This is a genomic window from Mycobacterium sp. NPDC050551 (genome assembly GCF_040674075.1).
Lineage (GTDB): Bacteria > Actinomycetota > Actinomycetes > Mycobacteriales > Mycobacteriaceae > Mycobacterium.
In genome coordinates, this window is record NZ_JBFARC010000002.1 from 1,061,303 (window position 1) to 1,080,810 (window position 19,508).

The window sequence follows — 19,508 nt, forward strand, 5'->3', positions numbered from 1 at the left end:
GCATGCCGATCGCCGCGCGCGCGAAGAACCTGCTGACCACCCTCGCCGTCGCCGCGCTGACCGTCGGAGCGCTGTCGGCCTGCGACGCCACAGCGGGCCCCGCCGCCCCGGCGAACACGGACTCCCGTCAGGTCACCGTGGTCGGCGAAGGCCAGGTGCAGGGCACCCCGGACCTGTTGACCGCCAACGTCTCCATGGAGTTCATCGCGCCCGACGTGACCGCCGCGATGAACCAGTCCAGTGACCGGCAGCAGGCTGTCATCAACGCCCTGGTCGACGCCGGGATCGAGCGCAAGGACATCAACACCACGCAGGTGAGCCTGCAGCCGCAGTTCGGCGCGGACAGCGTCGCCATCGCCGGCTACCGGGCCAGCAACTCGCTCGACGTCAAGATCCGCGACCTGGGTAAGGCGTCGCAGGTGCTGGCGCTGATCGTCGGCACCGGCGGTGACGCCGCGCGGATCAACTCGGTGAACTACTCGATCGAGGACGATTCGCAGCTCATCCGCGACGCGCGGGCGCGGGCGTTCGAGGACGCCAGGAGCCGCGCCGAGCAGTACGCCGGCCTCTCGGGACTCGACCTGGGCGACGTGATCTCGATCTCCGAGCTGGCCGGCGAGACGCCGCCCGTGCCGATGCAGGCGCCGCGCGCGGCGATGGAGTCGGTGCCGCTGGAGCCGGGTCAGCAGTCCGTCGGCTTCACGGTGACCGCGGTGTGGGAGCTGTCCTAGCCGGCAGGGCTGATGTCGACCGGGATGCCGTTGAGCACCGCGGTGCCCGACAGCCGGTCGAGCAGCGCACCGTCGTTGAGCCGGTTGACGTTGACGCCCGGCCGCTCGGCGGCGACGGTCAGCCGGGTGCCGAGCACGTCGTGACCCCAGCCGTGCGGTAGCGACACCACGCCGCGGCGCAGTCCGTCGAACATCTCGACCGGCGCCTCCACCTCGCCGCCGGGCCCCTTGATCACCGCGGCGCCGGTGAGCCCTAGTTCGGCGGCGTCGGCCGGGTGGATCTGCAGCGTGCAGCGGTTGGTGCCGCCTGCCAGCGCGGGCAGGTTGTGCATCCAGCTGTTGTTGGAGCGCAGGTGCCTGCGGCCGATCAGGACGAACGCGGCGTCGCGGCGTTGCAGCGAGTCCAGCAGACGGCCGACATCGGCGGCGAACGGCTCGGGAGCGAGTTCGACCTTGCCCGACGGGGTGCGCAGCACCTCGGTCAGTCGCGGCCGCAGCGGGCCGAGGTCGACGCCGTGCGGGTTCGCCTTGAGCGTGTCGAGGGTCAGCCCGCCGGGCCGGGCGCCGAATGCGTCGCCGTAGGGGCCGAGGCGCAGCATCATGTCGAGGCGCCGTTCGTAACCCGGGCCGGGTGTCAGCATCGCGGTCAGCTCGGCGGCGTCGCGACCGGCGACCGGGGAGTCGGGGTCGGCGGTCTCCCTGCCCAGCGTGGTCGCGATGACCTGGTCGTCGACGAGTCCGGGATCGCCGTCGGGCGACAGCCCGTAGAGGATCAGCGCGAGCCGGGCCACGATCTCGGCTTCGCCGGGCCTGCCGTCGGGCAGGGGCAGCGCGGGCGGCGAGTACCGCGCGGTGTTGCGGACCGCCAGGTTGTTCAGCGCGACGTCGAAGTGGGCGGTCCGCGACGGCGGCGGTGGCGGCAGGATGACGTCGGCGTGCCGGGTGGTCTCGTTGAGATACGGGTCGATCGAGATCATGAAGCCGAGGCCGTCGAGGGCGCGGCTCAACCGGTCACCGTCAGGGGCGGACAGAACCGGGTTGCCCGCCACGGTGATCAGCGCCTGCACCTGGCCGTCGCCCGGCGTCTCGATCTCCTCGGCCAGCGCGGTGGCGGGCAGTTCGGACAGCGCCTCGGGATGCCCGGACACCCGGCTGTGCCAGCGGCCGGTGCGGAAGCCGCGGCCCGGCCGGTGCGGCCGCGGGGCCGGGGACACCGGCGACTGCGGGAACATCGCCCCGCCGGGCCGGTCGAGGTTGCCGGTGAGGATGTTGATCACGTCGACGAGCCAGCTGGCGACGGTGCCGAATTCGACGGTCGAGGTGCCGAGGCGGCCGTACACGGCGGCGCTCGGCGCGGCGGCGATGTCGCGGGCCAGCGCGCGGATCTCGTCGGCGGCCACGCCGCAGTGCGCGGCGACCACCTCCGGTGCGAAGTCGGCGGCCAGCGCGCGGACGGCGTCGACACCGGCGACCAGACCGTCCGGCCCCGGGGTGGTCAGCTCCTCGTCGAACAGCACGTGCACCACGGCCATCAGCAGTGCGGCGTCGGTGCCCGGCCGCGGCGCGAGGTGGCGGTCGGCGAGTTCGGCGGTGCGGGTGCGCGCCGGGTCGATGACGGTCAGCGTCCCGCCGCGCTTGCGCAGTGCCTTGAGCTTGCCGCCGAAATCGGCTGCGGTGGTGACGCTTCCGTTGGACACCAGCGGGTTCGCGCCGATGATCACCAGGTGGTCGGTGCGGTCGAGGTCGGGCACCGGGAAGGCGATCGGGTTGCCGAACAGGTGCCCGACCGAGACGTGCTTCGGCATCTGGTCGAGCGTGCTCGCCGAGTACACCTGGCGGGTGCCGAGCGCCTTGACGAGCAACGGGACGTAGAGCGCGCCCGCGATGCTGTGCGCGCTCGGGTTGCCGAAGTACACCGCGACCGACGGGCCACCGTGCTCGCGCAGCACCGCGCCCAGCCGGTCGGCGACCTCCGCGAACGCCCCGGCCCAGGTGGTCTCGACCAGTTCGCCGTCGCGGCGCACCAGCGGTGCGGTGAGCCGGTCGGGGTCGTTGTCCAATTCGGGAAAGCCGGCGCCCTTCGGGCACAGGTAGCCGGCGCTGAACACGTCGGCGCGATCGCCGCGGGCAGCGGTGACGACTCCGTCGTCGACGGTCAGCGTCAGTCCACAGGTGGCTTCGCACAGCGGGCAGATCCGGAGCGCGGTGCCGGTCATCGTCTAGACCTCGTAGACCTTCGGGTCGAGCGTGCCGATGTAGGGCAGGTCGCGGTACCGCTCGGCGTAGTCCAGGCCGTAGCCGACCACGAACTCGTTCGGGATGTCGAAGCCGACGTAGGCCATCTCGACATCGGCGCGCACAGCGTCCGGTTTGCGCAGCAGTGTGCACACATTCAGGGACCGCGGCCTGCGCTGGGCCAGGTTGCGCAGCAGCCAGGACAGCGTCAGCCCCGAGTCGACGATGTCCTCGACGATCAGCACGTCGCGGTCGTTGATGTCGCGGTCGAGGTCCTTGAGGATGCGCACCACGCCCGACGACGACGTCGACGAGCCGTAGGAGCTGACGGCCATGAATTCGAGCTGGGTGGGCAGCGGGATCGACCGGGCCAGGTCGGTGACGAACATGACCGCGCCCTTGAGCACCGTCACCAGTAGGAGGTCCTGCCCGTCGGGGCCGATGTGGTCGCGGTACTTCTCGGCGATCAGCGCGCCGAGTTCGGCCGTGCGCTCCTGGATCTGCTGTTCGGACAACAGCACCGACTTGATGTCCCCGGGATACAACTCGGCTGATTGCGCAGACACGCCCACAGCGTGCCAGAAGCCGGGGCCGCCGACCAGCGCAAGGGGGTCGAAAAGCGGGATGGTCCCGCAGTCCGGCCGTTATTTCTGGGATCGGTAGCCGAGCGGGTCGGGTCAGCTTGCCTCAACGACGCCGCACGGTGTGGCGCAGGAGAAGATGAGGACGCACATGACCACTCACAAGATGGGCACCCGGATCCTCGCAGGCGCCGTGCTCGCGGGCGGCCTCGCCCTCACCGGCGTCGCGCTGACGCCCGGCATCGCGCAAGCCAAGTGCAACTCGCTGAGCATGTGCAGCCGAGTGTGGTGCCCCGGACAGCCGCTGCCCGTCGGCGGCTGGGGCCTGCAACCCGACGTCAAGTGGGACATGAACGTCTGCCACACCTATTTCGAGGGTTTCGCCGGTCGCACCGGCGCGACCAACAGGCAGGTCCAAGTGGGATGGCGAATCCTGGAGGGTGAGCCGTCGCCCGTCGGCCCCTTCGACTTCTTGCAGCGCTAACGACTGACCGGTTCGGCACGCAGGGTCAGCGCACCGTCGTGACGCCCCGCGACCAGCCGTTGCGCCGGTAGCGAGGACCCGACCGCGACGCCGCCCTGCCCCCGCCAGCCGGTGACCAGGGCGTCGACCCCACGGATCTGCCTGTCGGTGAGCCCACGGGCCCCGCCGGCCAGCAGCCACAGCCGGATCACCCGGCGCCTGATCGCCTCCGGGAGGGCGGCCAGTCCGTCCGTGCTCAGTCCGTCATCGGTGACCACCGCATCGAGGCTGTCGCGGGCCAGGTCGTCCAGCGCGTCGTTGTCCTCACGCAGGGCGGTGGCGGTGCGGGCCAGCGCTTCGGCGACACCACCGGAGAGGACGTCCTCCAGCAGCGGCAGCACCTCGGCGCGCAGCCGGCTGCGGGTGAAGCGGGGGTCGGTGTTGTGCGGGTCCTGCCACGGCGTGAGTCCCCACTCGGCGCACGCTGCCACGGTGGTGGCCCGGCGGACCGCGAGCAGCGGGCGATACCACGGTGGGTCACACGGCCTTATGCCGGCGATCGAACGGGCGCCGGAGCCTCTGCCGAGACCGAGCAGCACCGTCTCGGCCTGGTCGTCGAGGGTGTGGCCGAGCAGCACCGGCGCCGAGTCGCGAGCTGTCTCCAGCGCTGCGTAGCGGGCTGACCGTGCCGCCGCTTCCGGCCCGCCCACGGCGCCTACGTCGACCCGAAGCACCTGTGCGTCAACGCATCCCAGGCGCAGCGCCTGTTCACGTGCGGTGTCGGCGATCCGCGCGGAATCGGTTTGCAGCCGGTGGTCGACGATCAGGGCCGTGGTCGGCCTCAGTTCGGCGGCCGCCGCCGTCAGCGCCAGCGAGTCGGGACCACCCGACAGGGCGACGCACCACCGCTCGTCGCCGGTCGCGTACGTGGCCGCGAAGGCCGCGACCGCCGCCCGCAAGGCGGCTACAGCACCCGGTCGATCCATCGTTGCGGTTCGTCGATCTCGGCGGGCAGCGGCAGCGTGTCGGGCCCCGACCAGACGGTGTTGAAGCGTGCCATCCCGACCCGGCCGACGACGTGGTCGACGAACGCCTTGCCGCGGGTGTACTGGCTCATCTTCGCGTCCACCCCGAGCAGCGCCCGCACCACCCGTTGCAGCGGCGGCTGCTTGCGGGTGCGCCGTTCGTCGAACCGGCGCCGGATGGTGGCAACCGACGGCACCACCTTCGGGCCGACGGCGTCCATCACGTGGTCGGCATGTCCTTCGAGCAGCGTGCCGAGCACCAGCAGCCGATCCATCGCCTCGCGCTGCGGTTCACCCTGCATGGCGCGCATCAGCCCGATCACCCCGGTGGTGTTGGGATCCTGGTCCGCGTCAGCCCCGTTGCGCCGGGCCCGGACGAACTCGGCCAGCCGGCCGATGACCTCGGTGACGTCCTCACCGGCTTCCTGGGTGAGCACGGCCAGGCTCTGCGACATGTGGTCGGCCAGCCACGGATTGGCCCGGAACTGCACCCGGTGGGTGACCTCGTGCAGGCAGACCCACAGCCGGAAGTCGGTGGGTGAGACCCGCAGCTGCCGCTCGACGGCGATCACGTTCGGCCACACCAGCAGCAGTTCACCCCCGCCTGTCGCAAACGGGTCGTACTGGCCGAGGATCCCCGACGAGATGAACGCCAGCACCGCCCCGGTCTGGGCGCCCGTCACGTGTCCGGAGACGAACCCCCGCGGCGCGTCACCGCCGCCCGTCATCACCCGCATGGACCCGGTGGCCGCGCGGACCCACTGCGCGCGGTCGACGATGCGGGCCTCGGTGACGGCCTGCCCCTCGTTCAGTCCGGTCACCTCGCGCACCGGCAGTTCGGCCTCGCGGGCGGCGGCGGCCAGCTGGTCCACGGCCTGGCGGCGGGTGTAGTCGGTGGTGACCGGGCCGGGCCGGGCCAGCTTCGCGCCGACATTCGCGGCGAACTGCCAGTCGACGGCGCGCCCGACGGTCAGCTCGGCGCCGCTCATCCGGTGCACCCGCAGCTGCGCAGGGTGGCCGCGAACGCGTCGAGCGCGGTGCGGCCGGTGGGGCCGGCGTTGTTGGACATCAGCGCGAACGTCAGCACCCGACCGCTCGCGTCGGTGACGATGCCGGCCAGCGAATTGGTTCCGGTGAGCGAGCCGGTCTTGGCGCGCAGCCAGCCCGCGGCGGCGCGGCCCTCGTCGGTGTCGAGGTAGCGGTTCGACAGCGTGCCGCTGCCACCGGCGATCGGCAGCAGGTCGACCAGCGGGCGCAGCTTCGGCTCGTCGTCGCCGGCCGCGACGGTGACGACCCCGTCCAGGGTCAGCGCGGTCAGCCGGTCGTCGACGGACAGCCCGCTGGAGTCCTTCAGCACGGCGCGGCGGGTGTCGACACCGGCGTCCTCCAACTGGTCCAGGACGGCCCGCGCCGCGCCGTCGAAGCTCTGCGGCTCGTCGACCTGGGCGGCGACCTCACGCCCGATGGCCTCGGCCATCACGTTGTCCGACGCGTTCATCATCGTGCGCAACCTCTCCATCAGCGGCGGCGACTGCACGGCCGCGATCTGGCTGCCACCGGTGTAGGCCGTGGGCCGCACCCGGACGACGGCCGGGTCGATGTCGAGCGCGTCGGCGAGGGCACGGCCTGCGTCCAGCGCCGGAGTGGTGGACCGCCGCGACTCGTCGCTGACCGGCTGGGTGCGGCCCGCGTCGAGCATCACCGGCGCCATCGGCGCGATGTCGCCGCCGGGGATGTCGAGCGGATCCCAGCCGACGGCCATGTCGGGCCCGCTGTAGGCGCTGACGTCGACCTGTACGGCCTTCACGTTGATGCCGCTGCGGCGCACCTGACCGGCGAGGTCGCTGATCCGGGCGGCGTCCTTGTACCAGGTCTCGGTGCCCTCGGGCGCCGCCGAGAGGGTCCCGTCGCCGCCGCCCTTGAGCACCACCAGGCCGGGGTCGCGCTGCTGATCGCCGGCGACCACGGTGGTGGTGAGGCGGGCCTCCCGGTCGAGGGTGAGCAGCGCGGCGGCCGCGGTGAGCGTCTTGTTCGTCGACGCGGGCTGCATCGGGACATCGGCGCCCCTGGCCCACACCTCGCCACCGGTGAGCGCGTCGGTGATGCGGCCGGTGAAGTTCCCGAGGTCCGGGTTGGCCAGCGCGCGGGCCAGCGCGGCGGCCATCCCGCGCGACGTCGGCCGCGGCGCGTCGTCGGCGACCGGCTTGACCGCCGGGTCGGCGGTGACCGGCGCGGGCAGCGGTTTGGCGGCCTGGGCCTCTCCGCCGCGGCCCGCGGTGAGCACACCGGCCACGGCGACCACGGCGGCGACCAGCAACAGCACCGCCGCCCCGATCACCACATGGGTGGAGCGCTTCCACCGCGCGGGCCGCATCACGTCCGTGGTTCCTGCCTTCGCCACTCTCGCCCGGGTGGAACTCACCCGAGGCACCCCCCGGGCACCTAATCAACGAGGGTATCCGCTCCATTAGGGTTGTCCCGCGTCGTCGTCACGACGCCCCGAATCGCAAACGACGTTCAAAGGAGCCGGGCCGTGGAGTTCGAGGTCGTCATCGAGATCCCCAAGGGGTCGCGCAACAAGTACGAGGTCGACCACGAGACCGGCAAGGTCAAGCTCGACCGCTATCTCTACACCGCCTTCGGCTACCCCACCGACTACGGGTTCATCGAGGACACCCTCGGCGAGGACGGCGACCCGCTCGACGCGCTGGTGCTGCTGCCCGAGTCGCTGTTCCCCGGCGCGGCGCTGGACGCCCGGCCGGTCGCGATGTTCCAGATGACCGACGAGGCCGGCGGAGACGACAAGGTGCTGTGCGTGCCCGCGGGCGATCCGCGGTGGGAGCACATCCGCGACCTCGGTGACATCGACGACTTCGAGCTCAAGGCGATCGAGCACTTCTTCGTGCACTACAAGGACCTCGAGCCGGGCAAGTTCGTGAAGGGTTCCAACTGGGTGGGCCGCGAGGAAGCCGAGGCCGAGGTGCAGCGGTCGGTGGAGCGCTTCAAGTCTCAGGGCCACTGACCGGCGCCGTCGCCGCGGAATTTGCCTGCCCGTAACACGGCGTAACGTCACCGTCCCATCGCCGCTGGACCATGGGGCACATGCTGATGCACCAGGGCATCGGACTCGACGCCTACAACGCGATGCCGCAGCGCCGGGCGGTGCACGCGGTCTACGAGTGCTGCGGCAGCGTGTCGCTGGCCGCCGACCTGGCCCGCGACCGGCCCTACCGCGACCACGACGCACTGTTCCGCCAGGCCGACGCGCTGCTGTTCGCGATGGCCGAGGTGTCGATCGACGCGATCCTGCAGGCGTATCCGAGCGTCGGCCGGCGGCCGCGAAGCACCCGGTCACAGTGCGAGCAGTGCGCGGTGTGGGACGAGCGGCCCGAGGTGATGGCCCGGCTGGACGCGCAGGCGCGCACCTACGAGCAGCAGTTCGGCTTCAGCTTCGTGATGTACGTCAACGGCTACGGCGCGACAGAGGTGCTGGCCGCGCTGACCGACCGGCTGCACAACGACGTCGACACCGAGCGCAAAGTGGTGCGCAACGAGCTGGCCCGCATCAACCGCAGCCGCCTGGAACGGATGCTGGGACCCGAAGGCGGCTACCACAACTGGTAGGTCACTGGCCTAGTCTCGGTGCGTGAGCACCCCGGCAGGCCCCGTGTCGCAGGCACACTTCCTCTCGCTGCCCGATCTGGCCGTCCGCTCTGCGGGCGGGGCGGTGGTGTGGGCCAACGACGACCTGTTCGCCGAGAAGGAGAACCTGATCACCCCCGGCCCGGCGTCGTACCGGCCCGCCACGTTCGGCCACAAGGGGCAGGTCTACGACGGGTGGGAGACCCGCAGGCGCCGAGGCGCGGGGCCCGACGCGCACGACGCGGCGATCGTGCGGCTCGGGGTCCCCGGGATCGTGCGCGGAGTGGTGGTCGACACGGCGTGCTTCACCGGCAACTATCCGCCCGAGGTCTCGGTCGAGGCGGCGTTCGTCTACGGCCATCCGCCGGTGTCCGAACTCGTCGAGAACACGCACTGGACCACGATCGTCGAACGCACCGGGGTCGACGGCGACACCCGAAATCTGTTCCCGGTGGCGACATCCCGGCGGTGGACGCACGTGCGGTTGTCGATCTACCCCGACGGCGGGGTGGCGCGGCTGCGGGTGCACGGCGAGGGCCTGCTCGACCCGCAGTACGCGGAGTTGCCGCTCGACCTGGCGGCGCTGGAGAACGGCGGGCGGATCACCGCGTGTTCCAACATGTTCTACAGCTCGCCGAACAACCTGCTGCTGCCCGGCACCGCCCGGCACATGGGCGACGGCTGGGAGACCTCACGCCGCCGCGACTCCGGCAACGACTGGGTGCAGGTCCAGCTCGGCGGCCACGGGGTGCTCGACTTCGCCGAACTCGACACGTCCTACTTCCTCGGCAACGCCCCGGGCGCCGCCACCCTGCGGGGCCGCGACGACCCCGACGGCGACTGGTTCGAACTGCTGCCGCGCACCGAGTTGCAGCCCGACACCCGGCACCGGTTCGTCATCGGCGACGACCGGCCGGTCACCCAGGCCCGGCTGGACATCTTCCCCGACGGCGGGATGGCGCGGTTGCGGCTGTTCGGCCGCCTCACCGGGCAGGGCCTGCAGCGGGTCGCCGAGAACTGGAGCCTGTCGGGCTGACTCAGCGGGCGACGAGATTGTGCAGCGCTTCGCCGCGATACAGCCTGCCGATGTTGGCGGCGATGTCGTCGGCCCGGCCGATGAAGGTGTCGCGGGTGACCCCCGACGAGTGCGGCGTCATCAGCACGTTCGGCAGGTCCGCGAACGGCAGCGCGCTCGGGGCGCCGTAACCGGTGCCATCGGGGTACCGGTACCAGACGTCGACGGCCGCGGCGGCGATCGTGCGAGACGAAAGCGCTTCGTAGAGTTCGTTTTCGACGACGAGCGGCCCGCGCCCGACGTTGATCAGCACGCCGTGCGGCCCGAGTGCGGCGAGTTCGGCGGCGCCCACCATGCCGACGGTCCGCTCGGTCAGCGGGGCCGAGACGACCACGACGTCGGACTGGGCCATCAGGTCCGCGAGCCGGTCGGTGCCCGCCGCCCATCGCAGCCCCTCGGCGGCCGCGTCGAGGTTGCCGCGGCCGGTGACGGTGGCGCCGTCTGCGCCGAACGCGCGGAACAGCTCCCAGCTGCGGCGGCCGATGTGGCCGAAGCCGACGAAGCCGATCCTGGCGCCCTGCAGCGACGCGGGCTGGGCGATCGAGCGGTCGTACACCGAGTTCGCCCACCGGCCGGCGCGCAGCGCCCGGTCCTGCTCGAGGAAGTTGCGCCGCAGCATCACCGATGCGGCGACGACGAATTCGGCCATCGACTGTTCGTGGTGGAAGGTGTTGGCCACCAGCGTGTCCGGTGACAGCGCGTCGAAGTCGATCTTGTCGGTACCCGCGCCCGCAGCGTGCACCAGGCGCAGTCTCGGCGCGGCGGCGGCCAGCTGCGCGGTGAACCGACCGCCGACGAAGACGTCGGCGTCGCCCAGTGCGTCGGCCATGGCACCGTCGGGCCAGCACACGTCGACCCCGTCGGGCAGTGCGGCGTCGAACCTGTCGCGGTGCGGGACGAGGTTGGTGTCGCCGACGACGACCTTCATCGGCGCGTCACCGGTGCAGCGCCGGGCGCTTGCTGTCGAAGGTCCAGCCCGGGACGAGGAACTGCATGGCCGCTGCATCGTCGCGGGCGCCGAGGCCTTCCTTCAGGTACAGCTCGTGGGCGGCAGCCACGGCGTCGTGGTCGATGTCGACGCCGAGGCCGGGACGGTCCGGCACCGTCAGATAGCCGTCGGCGATCGTGAACGGCTCCTTGGTGATCCGCTGGCCGTCCTGCCAGATCCAGTGGGTGTCGATCGCGGTGATCTCCCCGGGTGCGGCCGCGGCGACGTGGGTGAACATCGCCAGCGACACGTCGAAGTGGTTGTTGGAGTGCGATCCCCAGGTCAGTCCCCAGGCGTCGCACAGCTGCGCGACGCGCACCGAGCCGTTCATGGTCCAGAAGTGCGGGTCGGCCAGCGGGATGTCCACGGCGCCGGTGCGGATCGCATGGCCCATCTCGCGCCAGTCGGTGGCGATCATGTTGGTCGCGGTGGGCAGGCCGGTGGCGCGCTTGAACTCGGCCATCACCTCGCGGCCGGAGAACGTGCCCTCGGGGCCGACGGGGTCCTCGGCGTAGGCCAGCACGTCGGTCAGTTCGCGGCAGGTGCGGATGGCGTCCTGCAGCAGCCAACCACCGTTGGGGTCGAGGGTGATCCGCGCGTCGGGGAACCGGTCGGCGAGGGCGATGACGGCCTTGGCCTCGTCGGGTGCGGGCAGTACGCCGCCTTTGAGTTTGAAGTCGTGGAAGCCGTAGCGATCGCGGGCGGCCTCGGCCAGGCGGACCACCGCCTCGGGCGTCAGCGCCTCGTCGTGGCGGATGCGCAGCCACTCGTCGGCGTCGGCGTCCTCATCGGCGGCCGACCGGTAGGCGAGATCGGTGCGGGTGCGGTCCCCCACGAAGAACAGGTAGCCGAGCGCCTGCACGCGGTCTCGCTGCTGCCCGTCGCCGAGCAGCGCCGCGACCGGGACGTCGAGATACTGGCCGAGCAGGTCGAGCAGCGCCGACTCGACCGCGGTGACGGCGTGCACGGTGACGCGGAGGTCGAACGTCTGCGCTCCGCGGCCACCGCTGTCGCGGTCGGCGAAGCGGGTCCGGATCGCGGCGAGCGTCGCGTGGTAGGCGCCCAGCGACGAGCCGACCACCAGCGGGGCGGCGTCTTCGAGTGTGCGGCGGATCTGCTCGCCGCCGGGCACCTCACCGACACCGGTGTTGCCGTCGGAGTCGGTGAGCAGCACCAGGTTCCGGGTGAAGAACGGCCCGTGTGCACCGCTGAGGTTGAGCAGCATGCTGTCGTGTCCGGCGATCGGCACGACCTTCATCTCGCTGACGACGGGGGTGCGGTTCTGCGTGCTCATGATGTTCTCACCCTAGGATCGCCGTTCTATGCATGTCCAACACCAATGGGGCATGGACCAATGCCTGTATCGCATCAGTGCGCGTGCTCATCCGGCGAACCACCGATCGCCGTTGACCAGCGGCCGGACCACCCGGGACACCTTGTCGCAGACCATCCGCAGCGCGTCGACGATCTCGCGTTCCCGTTCGCCGGTGAGCCGCTCCAGCGGCACCGACGCGCTGATGGCGTCCTGCGCGGGCGTGACGTAGCGCAGCGGCACGGCGAAACACCGCACGCCCGGGGTGTTCTCCTCGTACTCGGTCGCGTACCCGCGCACCCGTGCCTCCTCCAGCGACGCGTCGAGCGCCGGCCGGTCGGTGATGGTGTGCGGGGTGAGCGGCGAGAGCGCCGCCGGGATGTGGGCGTCGCGCTCGGCACCGAACCGCTCGGCCAGCAGCGCCTTGCCCAGCGCACAGGTGTAGGCGGGCAGCCTCCGGCCGACCTTGTTCGACGTGCGGACGTACTGGCGGGATTCACGGGTCGCGAGGTAGACGACGTCACCGCCGTCGAGCCTGCCGATGTGGAAGGTCTCGTCGAGGTCGTTGCGCAGATCGTCGAGGAACGGCGCGATCACCGGCAGGTACGGGTCGGAGTCGAGGTAGCTGGTGCCGACGAGCAGCGCCCGGACGCCGATGCCGTACTGGCTGCCCGTCGGGTCCGAGCGCACCCAGCCCTGTGCGACCAGCGTGCGCAGCAGGGCATGCGCGCTGCTGCGCGGCATGTCGAGCGCGCCGCAGATGTCGCGGATGCGGGCGGGCCGGTCCGGCCGGGCGGCCAGGTATTCGAGCAGTTCGACGGTGCGCACCGCGGACTTCACCCTGCGGTCGGCCGCCCGTACCGGTTCACCCTCGCTCATCGCGTCCCCCTTCATCCCGTGATCTGACGGACGATCAGCACGACGGCGCCCACCGCGGAGACGGAGATCGCCAGCCACCGTTGCCGCTGCCGGTCGAGCACCCGGTTCATCAGCCGGGACAGCAGGTAGCCGATCACCACGGCAGGGCTCAGCAGCAGGAAGGACGTCACCGAATGCCGGTCGATCTCCCCACCGACGGCGAGCACCACGAGGGAGAGCACCGAACCCACCAGGAAGAAACCGCTCATCGTGCCGCGCAGCCTGGCGCCGGTCACCTTCTGCCACACCAGCGCCATCGGCGGGCCGCCGATGGCGGTCGCGGTGCCGAGCACGCCGGACGCCGCACCGGCGAGCACCAGGTTGCGACGGTGCGGCACCGGCGCCCAACCGACGCTGGTCAGCAGCACACCGCCGAGGACCACGCCCGCGAGTACGAGCGCGAGTGCCTTATCAGGCAACATCACCAGCAGCAGCGCCCCGGCGACCGTTCCGGGGACCCGGCCGGCCAGCGCCCAGCCGGTGCCCTGTAGATCGATCTGCTGGTGTTCGCGCGCGACCACCAGGATGGTGACGAGGGTGGCGAGCATGATCAGCGTCCCGGGGATCAGGCTCGGATCGACGAGCGCCACGAACGGCGCGGCCAGCATTCCCATCCCGAAGCCGATCGACCCCTGCATGCACGAGGCCAACAGGATCGCCGCGGCGATCACGCAGTACGCGGCGACACTCACGCCGACATCGTCGCCAACCCGCTCTGCTCGGACTGCAGCGGGTGGTGGCACAGAGCGGTGTGGCCGTCGGCCTGATGGTCGGCGGCCACCGGCGGCGTCTGCTCGGCGCAGATGTCGGTGGCCCGCCAGCACCTGGTGCGGAAGCGGCAGCCCGACGGCGGGTTCAGCGGTGAGGGCACCTCACCGGTGAGCAGGATCCGCTCGCCGCGCTGTGCGGCGTCGAGCTTCGGCGCGGCCGACATCAGCGCGGCCGTGTACGGGTGGGTGGGTCGGTCGAACACCGCCTCGGTGGGGCCGTTCTCGATGATGCGGCCGAGGTACATCACCGCGACGCGGTCGGCCACGTGGCGGACGACCGACAGGTCGTGGCTGATGAAGACGTAGGAGATGCCGAGCTGATCCTGCAGATCGTTGAGCAGGTTGAGCACCTGCGCCTGCACCGACAGGTCGAGCGCGGACACCGGTTCGTCGCAGATGATCACGTCCGGGTCGAGCGCCAGCGCCCTGGCGATGCCGATGCGCTGGCGCTGTCCGCCGGAGAACTCCTGTGGGAACTTGCCCGCGGCCTTGGCGCCAAGCCCGACGAGGTCGAGCAGGCCGCGCACCCGCATGTCGCGGTCCTTGCGGTTCGGGTGCAACGACTTGTGGGTGCGCCACGGCTCGGCGATGAGTTCGCCCGCCGACATGCGGGAGTTCAGCGACGCGTAGGGATCCTGGAACACCATCTGTACGCGGCGGCGGAACTTCAGCAGGTCCTTGCCGCGCAGCCCGAACGGGTCGACGCCGTCGAAGGTCACGGTGCCCGAGTCGGGGCGCTCGAGCATCATCAGCGTGCGCGCGAGAGTCGATTTGCCGCAGCCGGATTCGCCGACCAGGCCGAGCGTCTCCCCGCGGGCCAGGTCCAGGTTGATCCCGTCCAGCGCGGTCAGCCGGTTCTTGCCCCCGCCGGGCACGCGGAAGGACTTGCGCAGGTCGCGGACGGTCAGCAGCTGGCCGTCCGTTGCGGGGTCAGGCATTTCGGACCTCCTCTGGGAAGTGGCAGGCCGCCCGCCGGCCGGCGGTGCCGGTGGCCTCGAGTGCCGGGCGGGTGGTGACGCAGACGTCGCGGGCGATGGGGCAGCGGGCCTGGTAGACGCAGCCCTCGGGGATGGAGTGCAGGTCCGGCGGCGCCCCGCCGATCGACTTGAGCGCCTCGCCGCGGACCGCGTTGACGGGCACCGAGTCGAGCAGGCCCTTGGTGTAGGGGTGTCGCGGGTCGGCGAAAACCTCGGCGACGGGCCCGGTCTCGACGATGTTGCCGGCGTACATCACCGCCACCCGGTCGGCCTCCTCTGCCACCAGCGCGAGGTCGTGGGTGATCAGGACGACCGCCATGTGGAACTCGGCGCGCAGGTCGCGCAGCAGCGCCATGATCTGTGCCTGCACGGTCACGTCCAGCGCGGTGGTGGGTTCGTCGGCGATCAGCACGGTCGGGTTGAGCGCAACGGCCATCGCGATCAGCAGTCGCTGCCGCATCCCGCCGGAGAACTGGTGCGGGTACGAGTTCAGCCGCGACTCGGGCTGCGGGATCCCGACCCGTGTCATCAGCTCCACCGCCTTCCGCTTGGCGTCCTTGGCGCTCATCCCCTCGTGGATGCGGAACGGCTCCGACAGCTGGGTGCCGACGGTGTAGAGCGGGTTGAGCGCGGTGAGCGCGTCCTGGAAGACGATCGCCAGCTCCGTGCCCGCCAGCCTGCGCCGCGTCTTGCGGTCCACTGCCAGCAGGTCGTCGTCGCCGAGGCGGGCGGAGCCGGCCACCACCTCGGCGACGGGTTCGAGCAGGCCGACGAGCGCGGTGGCGGTCATCGACTTTCCGCAGCCGGATTCACCGAGCAGCGCCAGCGTCTCGCCGCGGTGGGCGGAGAACGTCACGTCGTCGACGGCGCGGACGGTGCCGGTGATGGTGCGGATGTCGACGGTCAGGCCGTCGACCTCCAGCGCCGGGTCGGCGTCGACCTTGTCGAGCGGCGGATGGTCTGCGACAGCGGTCATGTTGGGGCGCCCTTTCAGATTCGCGAGGTGCGCTTGGTGAAGCGGGACAGTTTCTTCTGCGGGACGGTGAGCCGCCACCGCTGGGCGGGATCGGTGGCGATGCGTGCCCACGCGGCCAGGATGGTGGCCGACACCGTGGTGATGACGATGGCGAGGCCGGGGAAGAACGACAGCCACCAGGCGCTGTGCAGATACGTCCGGCCCTGGGACACCATCAGGCCCCAGCTGATGTCGGGCGGCTGGATGCCGATGCCGAGGAAGCTCAGCGAGCTCTCGGCGAGCATCACGTAGCAGAAGTCCAGCGTCGCGACGGTCAGCAGTGTCGGCAGCACGATGGGCAGCACGTGGCGCCAGATGATGGAGTGTGCGCTGGCCCCGAATGTCCTTGCGGCGTCGACGAAGAGCCGGCTCTGCAGCTCGGCCGACTCGGCGCGGGCGGTCCGCAGGTAGACGGGGATGCGGGTGATCGCCAGCACCAGAACGATGTTCGCGGCGCTCGGTGAGAACACGTAGAGCACCACGACGGCCAGCAGCAGCGACGGGAAGCTCATGATGACGTCGGCGACGCGCATCGCGATGGTCTCGCGCCAGCCCCGGTGGTAGCCGGCCCACATGCCGACGGCCGAGCCGATCACGGCCGAGATCACCACCGCGGGGATCGCGACCGAGAGCGTGGTCTGACTGGCGACGATGAGCCGGGCCAGCATGCTGCGGCCCAGCGGGTCGGTGCCGAGGATGTTCGCCCAGCCGTGGGACAGGGTGAACGGCGCCTGGTTGGAGTTGTCCAGGTCGATGTCGGTGGCGAGATCGCCGACGAGCATCGGCCCGAACGCGGCGGTGAGGAAAACCAGGCCGAGCACGCAGGCCGCCACCGCGGCGACGCGGTCGTTGACCAGCAGCCGGAACCACGTCGACCGGTTGCGGCCCTTCGACAGCTCGGTGTCGGCCTCGCCGACGATCGCGGTGGTCGGTTTGACCGGCACCATATCGATCTGAGTCATGTTGTGCTCCTTAGACCTTCGCGGGTTCCCGGACGCGGGCGTCGAGCAGCGCGTAGCAGGCGTCGATGATGATGTTGAGCAAGAAGATGCTCACGGCGGTCAGCAGCACGGCGGCCTGCAGCACCGCGAAGTCCCGTTGCAGGATCGCGTCGATCATCAGCTTGCCGATGCCGGGCCAGCCGAAGATCGCCTCCACCACGACGGCGCCGTTGATGAGGCCGACGGCCAGGTCGCCGGCCACGGTAAGCGCCGGGGCGGCGGCGTTGCGCAGCGCGTGGTGGGTGACGACGCGGAAGTCGCCCGCGCCCTTGCTGCGGGCCAGCCGGATGTAGGGCGCCGACAGCGCGGACACCATGGCGCCGCGCACCACCTGGGTCAGCACGCCGAGCGGGCGGATCATCAGCGTGGCGATCGGCAGGATCCACGACAACATCCCCGCGTCGGTGCCCGAGGTGGGCAGCACGCCGAGCAGCACCGCGAACAGCCACACACCGGTGATCGCGAACCAGAAGTCCGGGATGCTGGCGGCGGTCATGGACAGCAGGCTGGAGAACCGGTCGGCCAGCGAGTTGGGCCGGTAGGCCGCCCAGCAGCCGATGACGACGGCGCCGACCATCGCCAGCAGCATGGTGACCAGCGCGAGCTGCAGGGTGGCGGGGAAGGCCCGCAGCGCCATCTCCGCGGCGGGTTCACCGGTGCGCAGCGAGGATCCGAAGTCGAGATGCAGCACGCCGGAGAAGTAGTCGCCGAGCTGGGTGAGCCACGGCTTGTCGAAGCCGTTGGCGGCGGCGAACTCCGCCCGCTGTTCGGGGGTCGCCGACTCCGGCAGGTAGAGGTTGGTCGGGTCGCCGGTGAGCCGGGCCAGCAGGAACACGCCCAGCAGCACGATGATCAGGGGCAGGGCGCTGGTGTACATCCGGCGCCGGACGAAAGGGAACATGGTGTCGGCCTTCCTTACTGGGCGTCGGTGCGGTCGGCGGCGCCGTCGCGGGCCGGTGTCATCTCGGCGAGCCGCATCTCGTCGCCGGTGGCGGAGTCGGGGGTGTAGTCCACGCGCGGCGACTTGCCGAGGATGCCGGTCATGTGCGCGATGTAGGCGAACTGGGCGACCTCGTCGGGTTCCTCGGCGAACAGTTCGGCGTAGGCGTCCTGGCGCTGCTGGCCGGTGAGCTGACCCGCCGCGTCGATTTTCTTGTCGAATTCAGTTGTTCCGCAGCCGTTCTGGGCGCCGTGGGTGCGCATGTACTGGTCGACGCTGAACGCGGCGTCACCGGCCTGGTTGCCGTGCATGATCAGTGCCACGAACGGGCCGGCGTTCTCCGGGAAGGGCCGTAGCTGGAACTGCAGCTGACCGGCGGTGTCCATCATTTCGATCTTGGCGTTGAGGCCGACGTCGGCGAGCTCGCTCTGGATCACCTCGACGGTCTCGACGACCTTCGGGAACTGCGCGGTGCGGCCGATCAGCCGGATCTGACGGTCCACCGGAACCCCGTCGGCCCTGGCCTCGTCGACGAGTTGCTTCGCCTTGTCCGGATCGTGCGGCCACGCGGCCAGTTCGGCGTTGTGGCCGACGACGCCGTCGGGGATCAGTTGCGCGGCCGGCTCGCCCATGTCGCGGAAGAGCGCCTTGACGATTCCGCTGCGGTTGACGGTGTAGTTGATCGCCTGCCGGACGCGGATGTCGTTGAGCGGGGCGTCGGTGCAGGTGATGCGCAGCGCGGTGGTCTCGTTGTTGGGGAACTCCACGCCGAGGTCGCCTGCGCCGTCCTCGAGGCCGAGGCCCGTCGCGATGTCGGTCTCGTCGCCGGTGATCATCGCGGCGCGGACGCTGCCCTCGCTGCGCCACTGGTATTCGGCGCGGGCGAAGGACGGCTTCTCCGCCCAGTAGTTCTCGTTGCGCTCGAGCACCAGCTTCTGTCCGTAGTCCCAGTCCGCGATGACGTAGGGGCCGGTGCCGATCGGCTCGCGCACCTTCTCGGTCATGCTGGTGGTGCGCGGCACGATCTCCACGAACGACAGCCGCAGCGGGAGAATCGGATCGGGCGTCTCGGTGGTGACCGTCAGCTTGGTGTCACTGGGGGTGTCCAGCACCAGTTCGTCGTCGCCGAACACGTAGCCGTCGACGTTGCACTGCAGGTCGGAGTTCACCGCTCGGTCGATCGAGAAGGCGGCGTCGGTGGCGGTGAACGGCGCCCCGTCGGAGAACGTCACCCCGGGCCGGATGTCGAAGCTCCAGACGTTCGGCGAGTCCTGGCGCCAGCCGGTGGCCAGCAGCGGCTCGAGGTCGCCGGTGCCCGGATCGCGTTCGATCAGCGGCTCGCTGATGTTCGAGCGGACCACGATGCCGGTGGAGGTCAGCGAGCTCTCACAGGGTTCCAGCGTCGGCGGCTCCTGCTGCAGCACGATGCGCAGGGTGTTGGGGTCGTAGCCGCCGTGGCCGCTGTTGGCCACCGTGCAGCCGGCGGCTGTCACACACGTCGCCGCGGCGGCGGCGGTGAGGGCCAGCACGCGGCGCGGCCGCCGCGTGGTCGGGGCTGTGGACCTCATGAATCCTCCGAATGTGGCGTCCACGTATGTGGATGGGCTGTGTGATCGCAACCACACGCTAAGGACGGGCCGTGACCGGGTCAACCGTCTTACAGCCCCCCGAACGGCACCGAAGTGACGCGCGGCACACGTCGCCGCGGCGGGTTAGGGCACGGTAATCATGGGCCTGAGCTGCAGAGACGTCGCGGCGGCGCGGTCGGTGATGCGCTGCCGGTTACTCCGCAAGCCGATCCATGCAGGTTCCGTATAAACCCATGCCAATTCCGA

At 70.9% G+C, this 19,508-nt stretch carries 19 protein-coding genes; 5 read left to right on the forward strand and 14 right to left on the reverse strand.

Translation table 11 applies throughout. The features are described from left to right. Positions 1 to 2 precede the first annotated feature (2 nt). Positions 3 to 731, forward strand: coding sequence for an SIMPL domain-containing protein (locus AB0K11_RS11895; protein ID WP_364976257.1), 729 nt, complete (start codon positions 3 to 5; stop codon positions 729 to 731). On the opposite strand, the gene AB0K11_RS11900 is transcribed toward AB0K11_RS11895, so the two are convergent. Further along, positions 728 to 2,947, reverse strand: coding sequence for a molybdopterin-dependent oxidoreductase (locus AB0K11_RS11900; protein ID WP_364976260.1), 2,220 nt, complete (start codon positions 2,945 to 2,947; stop codon positions 728 to 730). The genes AB0K11_RS11895 and AB0K11_RS11900 overlap by 4 nt on opposite strands. Positions 2,948 to 2,950: 3 nt before the next feature. Beyond that, a complete protein-coding gene (hpt, locus tag AB0K11_RS11905; protein ID WP_364976778.1) occupies positions 2,951 to 3,592 on the reverse strand; it encodes a hypoxanthine phosphoribosyltransferase in 642 nt (213 codons plus the stop codon). A gap of 106 nt (positions 3,593 to 3,698) precedes the next feature. Between hpt and AB0K11_RS11910 the strand changes: the two genes are divergently transcribed. Next, a complete protein-coding gene (locus tag AB0K11_RS11910) occupies positions 3,699 to 4,031 on the forward strand; it encodes a hypothetical protein (RefSeq protein WP_364976263.1) in 333 nt (110 codons plus the stop codon). Here AB0K11_RS11910 and tilS read toward each other — a convergent pair. The 3 genes from tilS to dacB are packed head-to-tail and all read right to left on the reverse strand — an operon-like array spanning position 4,028 to position 7,409. After that, a complete protein-coding gene (gene tilS, locus AB0K11_RS11915) occupies positions 4,028 to 4,996 on the reverse strand; it encodes a tRNA lysidine(34) synthetase TilS (RefSeq protein WP_364976266.1) in 969 nt (322 codons plus the stop codon). The genes AB0K11_RS11910 and tilS overlap by 4 nt on opposite strands. After that, positions 4,975 to 6,024, reverse strand: coding sequence for a zinc-dependent metalloprotease (locus AB0K11_RS11920; RefSeq protein ID WP_364976269.1), 1,050 nt, complete (start codon positions 6,022 to 6,024; stop codon positions 4,975 to 4,977). Before AB0K11_RS11920 ends, tilS begins: the two co-directional genes overlap by 22 nt. Next, positions 6,021 to 7,409, reverse strand: a complete 1,389-nt coding sequence (gene dacB, locus AB0K11_RS11925) for a D-alanyl-D-alanine carboxypeptidase/D-alanyl-D-alanine-endopeptidase (RefSeq protein WP_364976780.1) — start codon at positions 7,407 to 7,409, stop codon at positions 6,021 to 6,023. The genes AB0K11_RS11920 and dacB overlap by 4 nt, the downstream gene beginning before the upstream one ends. A 159-nt stretch (positions 7,410 to 7,568) precedes the next feature. On the opposite strand from dacB, the gene AB0K11_RS11930 reads away from it, so the two are divergent. The 3 genes from AB0K11_RS11930 to alc all read left to right on the forward strand — a co-directional run bounded on the left by AB0K11_RS11930 (position 7,569) and on the right by alc (position 9,713). Beyond that, a complete protein-coding gene (locus AB0K11_RS11930) occupies positions 7,569 to 8,057 on the forward strand; it encodes an inorganic diphosphatase (RefSeq protein WP_364976272.1) in 489 nt (162 codons plus the stop codon). Between the two features lie 80 nt (positions 8,058 to 8,137). Next, positions 8,138 to 8,659 (forward strand): 2-oxo-4-hydroxy-4-carboxy-5-ureidoimidazoline decarboxylase, encoded by a 522-nt coding sequence (locus tag AB0K11_RS11935; protein WP_364976275.1) that lies wholly within the window; start codon positions 8,138 to 8,140, stop codon positions 8,657 to 8,659. Positions 8,660 to 8,726: 67 nt separating this feature from the next. Then, positions 8,727 to 9,713, forward strand: a complete 987-nt coding sequence (gene alc / locus AB0K11_RS11940; RefSeq protein WP_364976782.1) for an allantoicase — start codon at positions 8,727 to 8,729, stop codon at positions 9,711 to 9,713. 1 nt (position 9,714) lies between these two features. Here the strand turns inward: alc and AB0K11_RS11945 are convergent, their stop codons facing one another. From AB0K11_RS11945 to AB0K11_RS11985, 9 genes are all read right to left on the reverse strand, one after another. Continuing rightward, positions 9,715 to 10,680 carry a 2-hydroxyacid dehydrogenase gene (locus tag AB0K11_RS11945; RefSeq protein WP_364976278.1) on the reverse strand — a complete coding sequence of 322 codons (966 nt, stop codon included), beginning with the start codon at positions 10,678 to 10,680 and terminating at the stop codon, positions 9,715 to 9,717. Between the two features lie 7 nt (positions 10,681 to 10,687). Then, a complete protein-coding gene (gene gudD / locus AB0K11_RS11950; RefSeq protein ID WP_364976281.1) occupies positions 10,688 to 12,034 on the reverse strand; it encodes a glucarate dehydratase in 1,347 nt (448 codons plus the stop codon). An 87-nt stretch (positions 12,035 to 12,121) separates the two neighbouring features. Beyond that, complete coding sequence (locus tag AB0K11_RS11955; protein ID WP_364976284.1) at positions 12,122 to 12,931, reverse strand: IclR family transcriptional regulator; 810 nt, start codon at positions 12,929 to 12,931, stop codon at positions 12,122 to 12,124. Positions 12,932 to 12,942: 11 nt separating this feature from the next. Beyond that, entirely contained in the window at positions 12,943 to 13,662 is a 720-nt protein-coding gene (locus AB0K11_RS11960; protein ID WP_364976286.1) for a sulfite exporter TauE/SafE family protein, read from the reverse strand. Beyond that, complete coding sequence (locus AB0K11_RS11965) at positions 13,659 to 14,678, reverse strand: oligopeptide/dipeptide ABC transporter ATP-binding protein (protein ID WP_364976288.1); 1,020 nt, start codon at positions 14,676 to 14,678, stop codon at positions 13,659 to 13,661. The genes AB0K11_RS11960 and AB0K11_RS11965 overlap by 4 nt, the downstream gene beginning before the upstream one ends. Then, on the reverse strand, positions 14,671 to 15,693 hold the full coding sequence (locus AB0K11_RS11970; protein ID WP_364976291.1) for an ABC transporter ATP-binding protein: 1,023 nt from the start codon (positions 15,691 to 15,693) through the stop codon (positions 14,671 to 14,673). The genes AB0K11_RS11965 and AB0K11_RS11970 overlap by 8 nt, the downstream gene beginning before the upstream one ends. A 14-nt stretch (positions 15,694 to 15,707) precedes the next feature. Further along, positions 15,708 to 16,694, reverse strand: a complete 987-nt coding sequence (locus AB0K11_RS11975) for an ABC transporter permease (protein WP_364976294.1) — start codon at positions 16,692 to 16,694, stop codon at positions 15,708 to 15,710. Positions 16,695 to 16,704: 10 nt separating this feature from the next. Next, complete coding sequence (locus tag AB0K11_RS11980; RefSeq protein WP_364976296.1) at positions 16,705 to 17,634, reverse strand: ABC transporter permease; 930 nt, start codon at positions 17,632 to 17,634, stop codon at positions 16,705 to 16,707. A gap of 14 nt (positions 17,635 to 17,648) precedes the next feature. Next, complete coding sequence (locus AB0K11_RS11985) at positions 17,649 to 19,241, reverse strand: ABC transporter substrate-binding protein (protein ID WP_364976298.1); 1,593 nt, start codon at positions 19,239 to 19,241, stop codon at positions 17,649 to 17,651. Between the last annotated feature and the right edge of the window lie 267 nt (positions 19,242 to 19,508).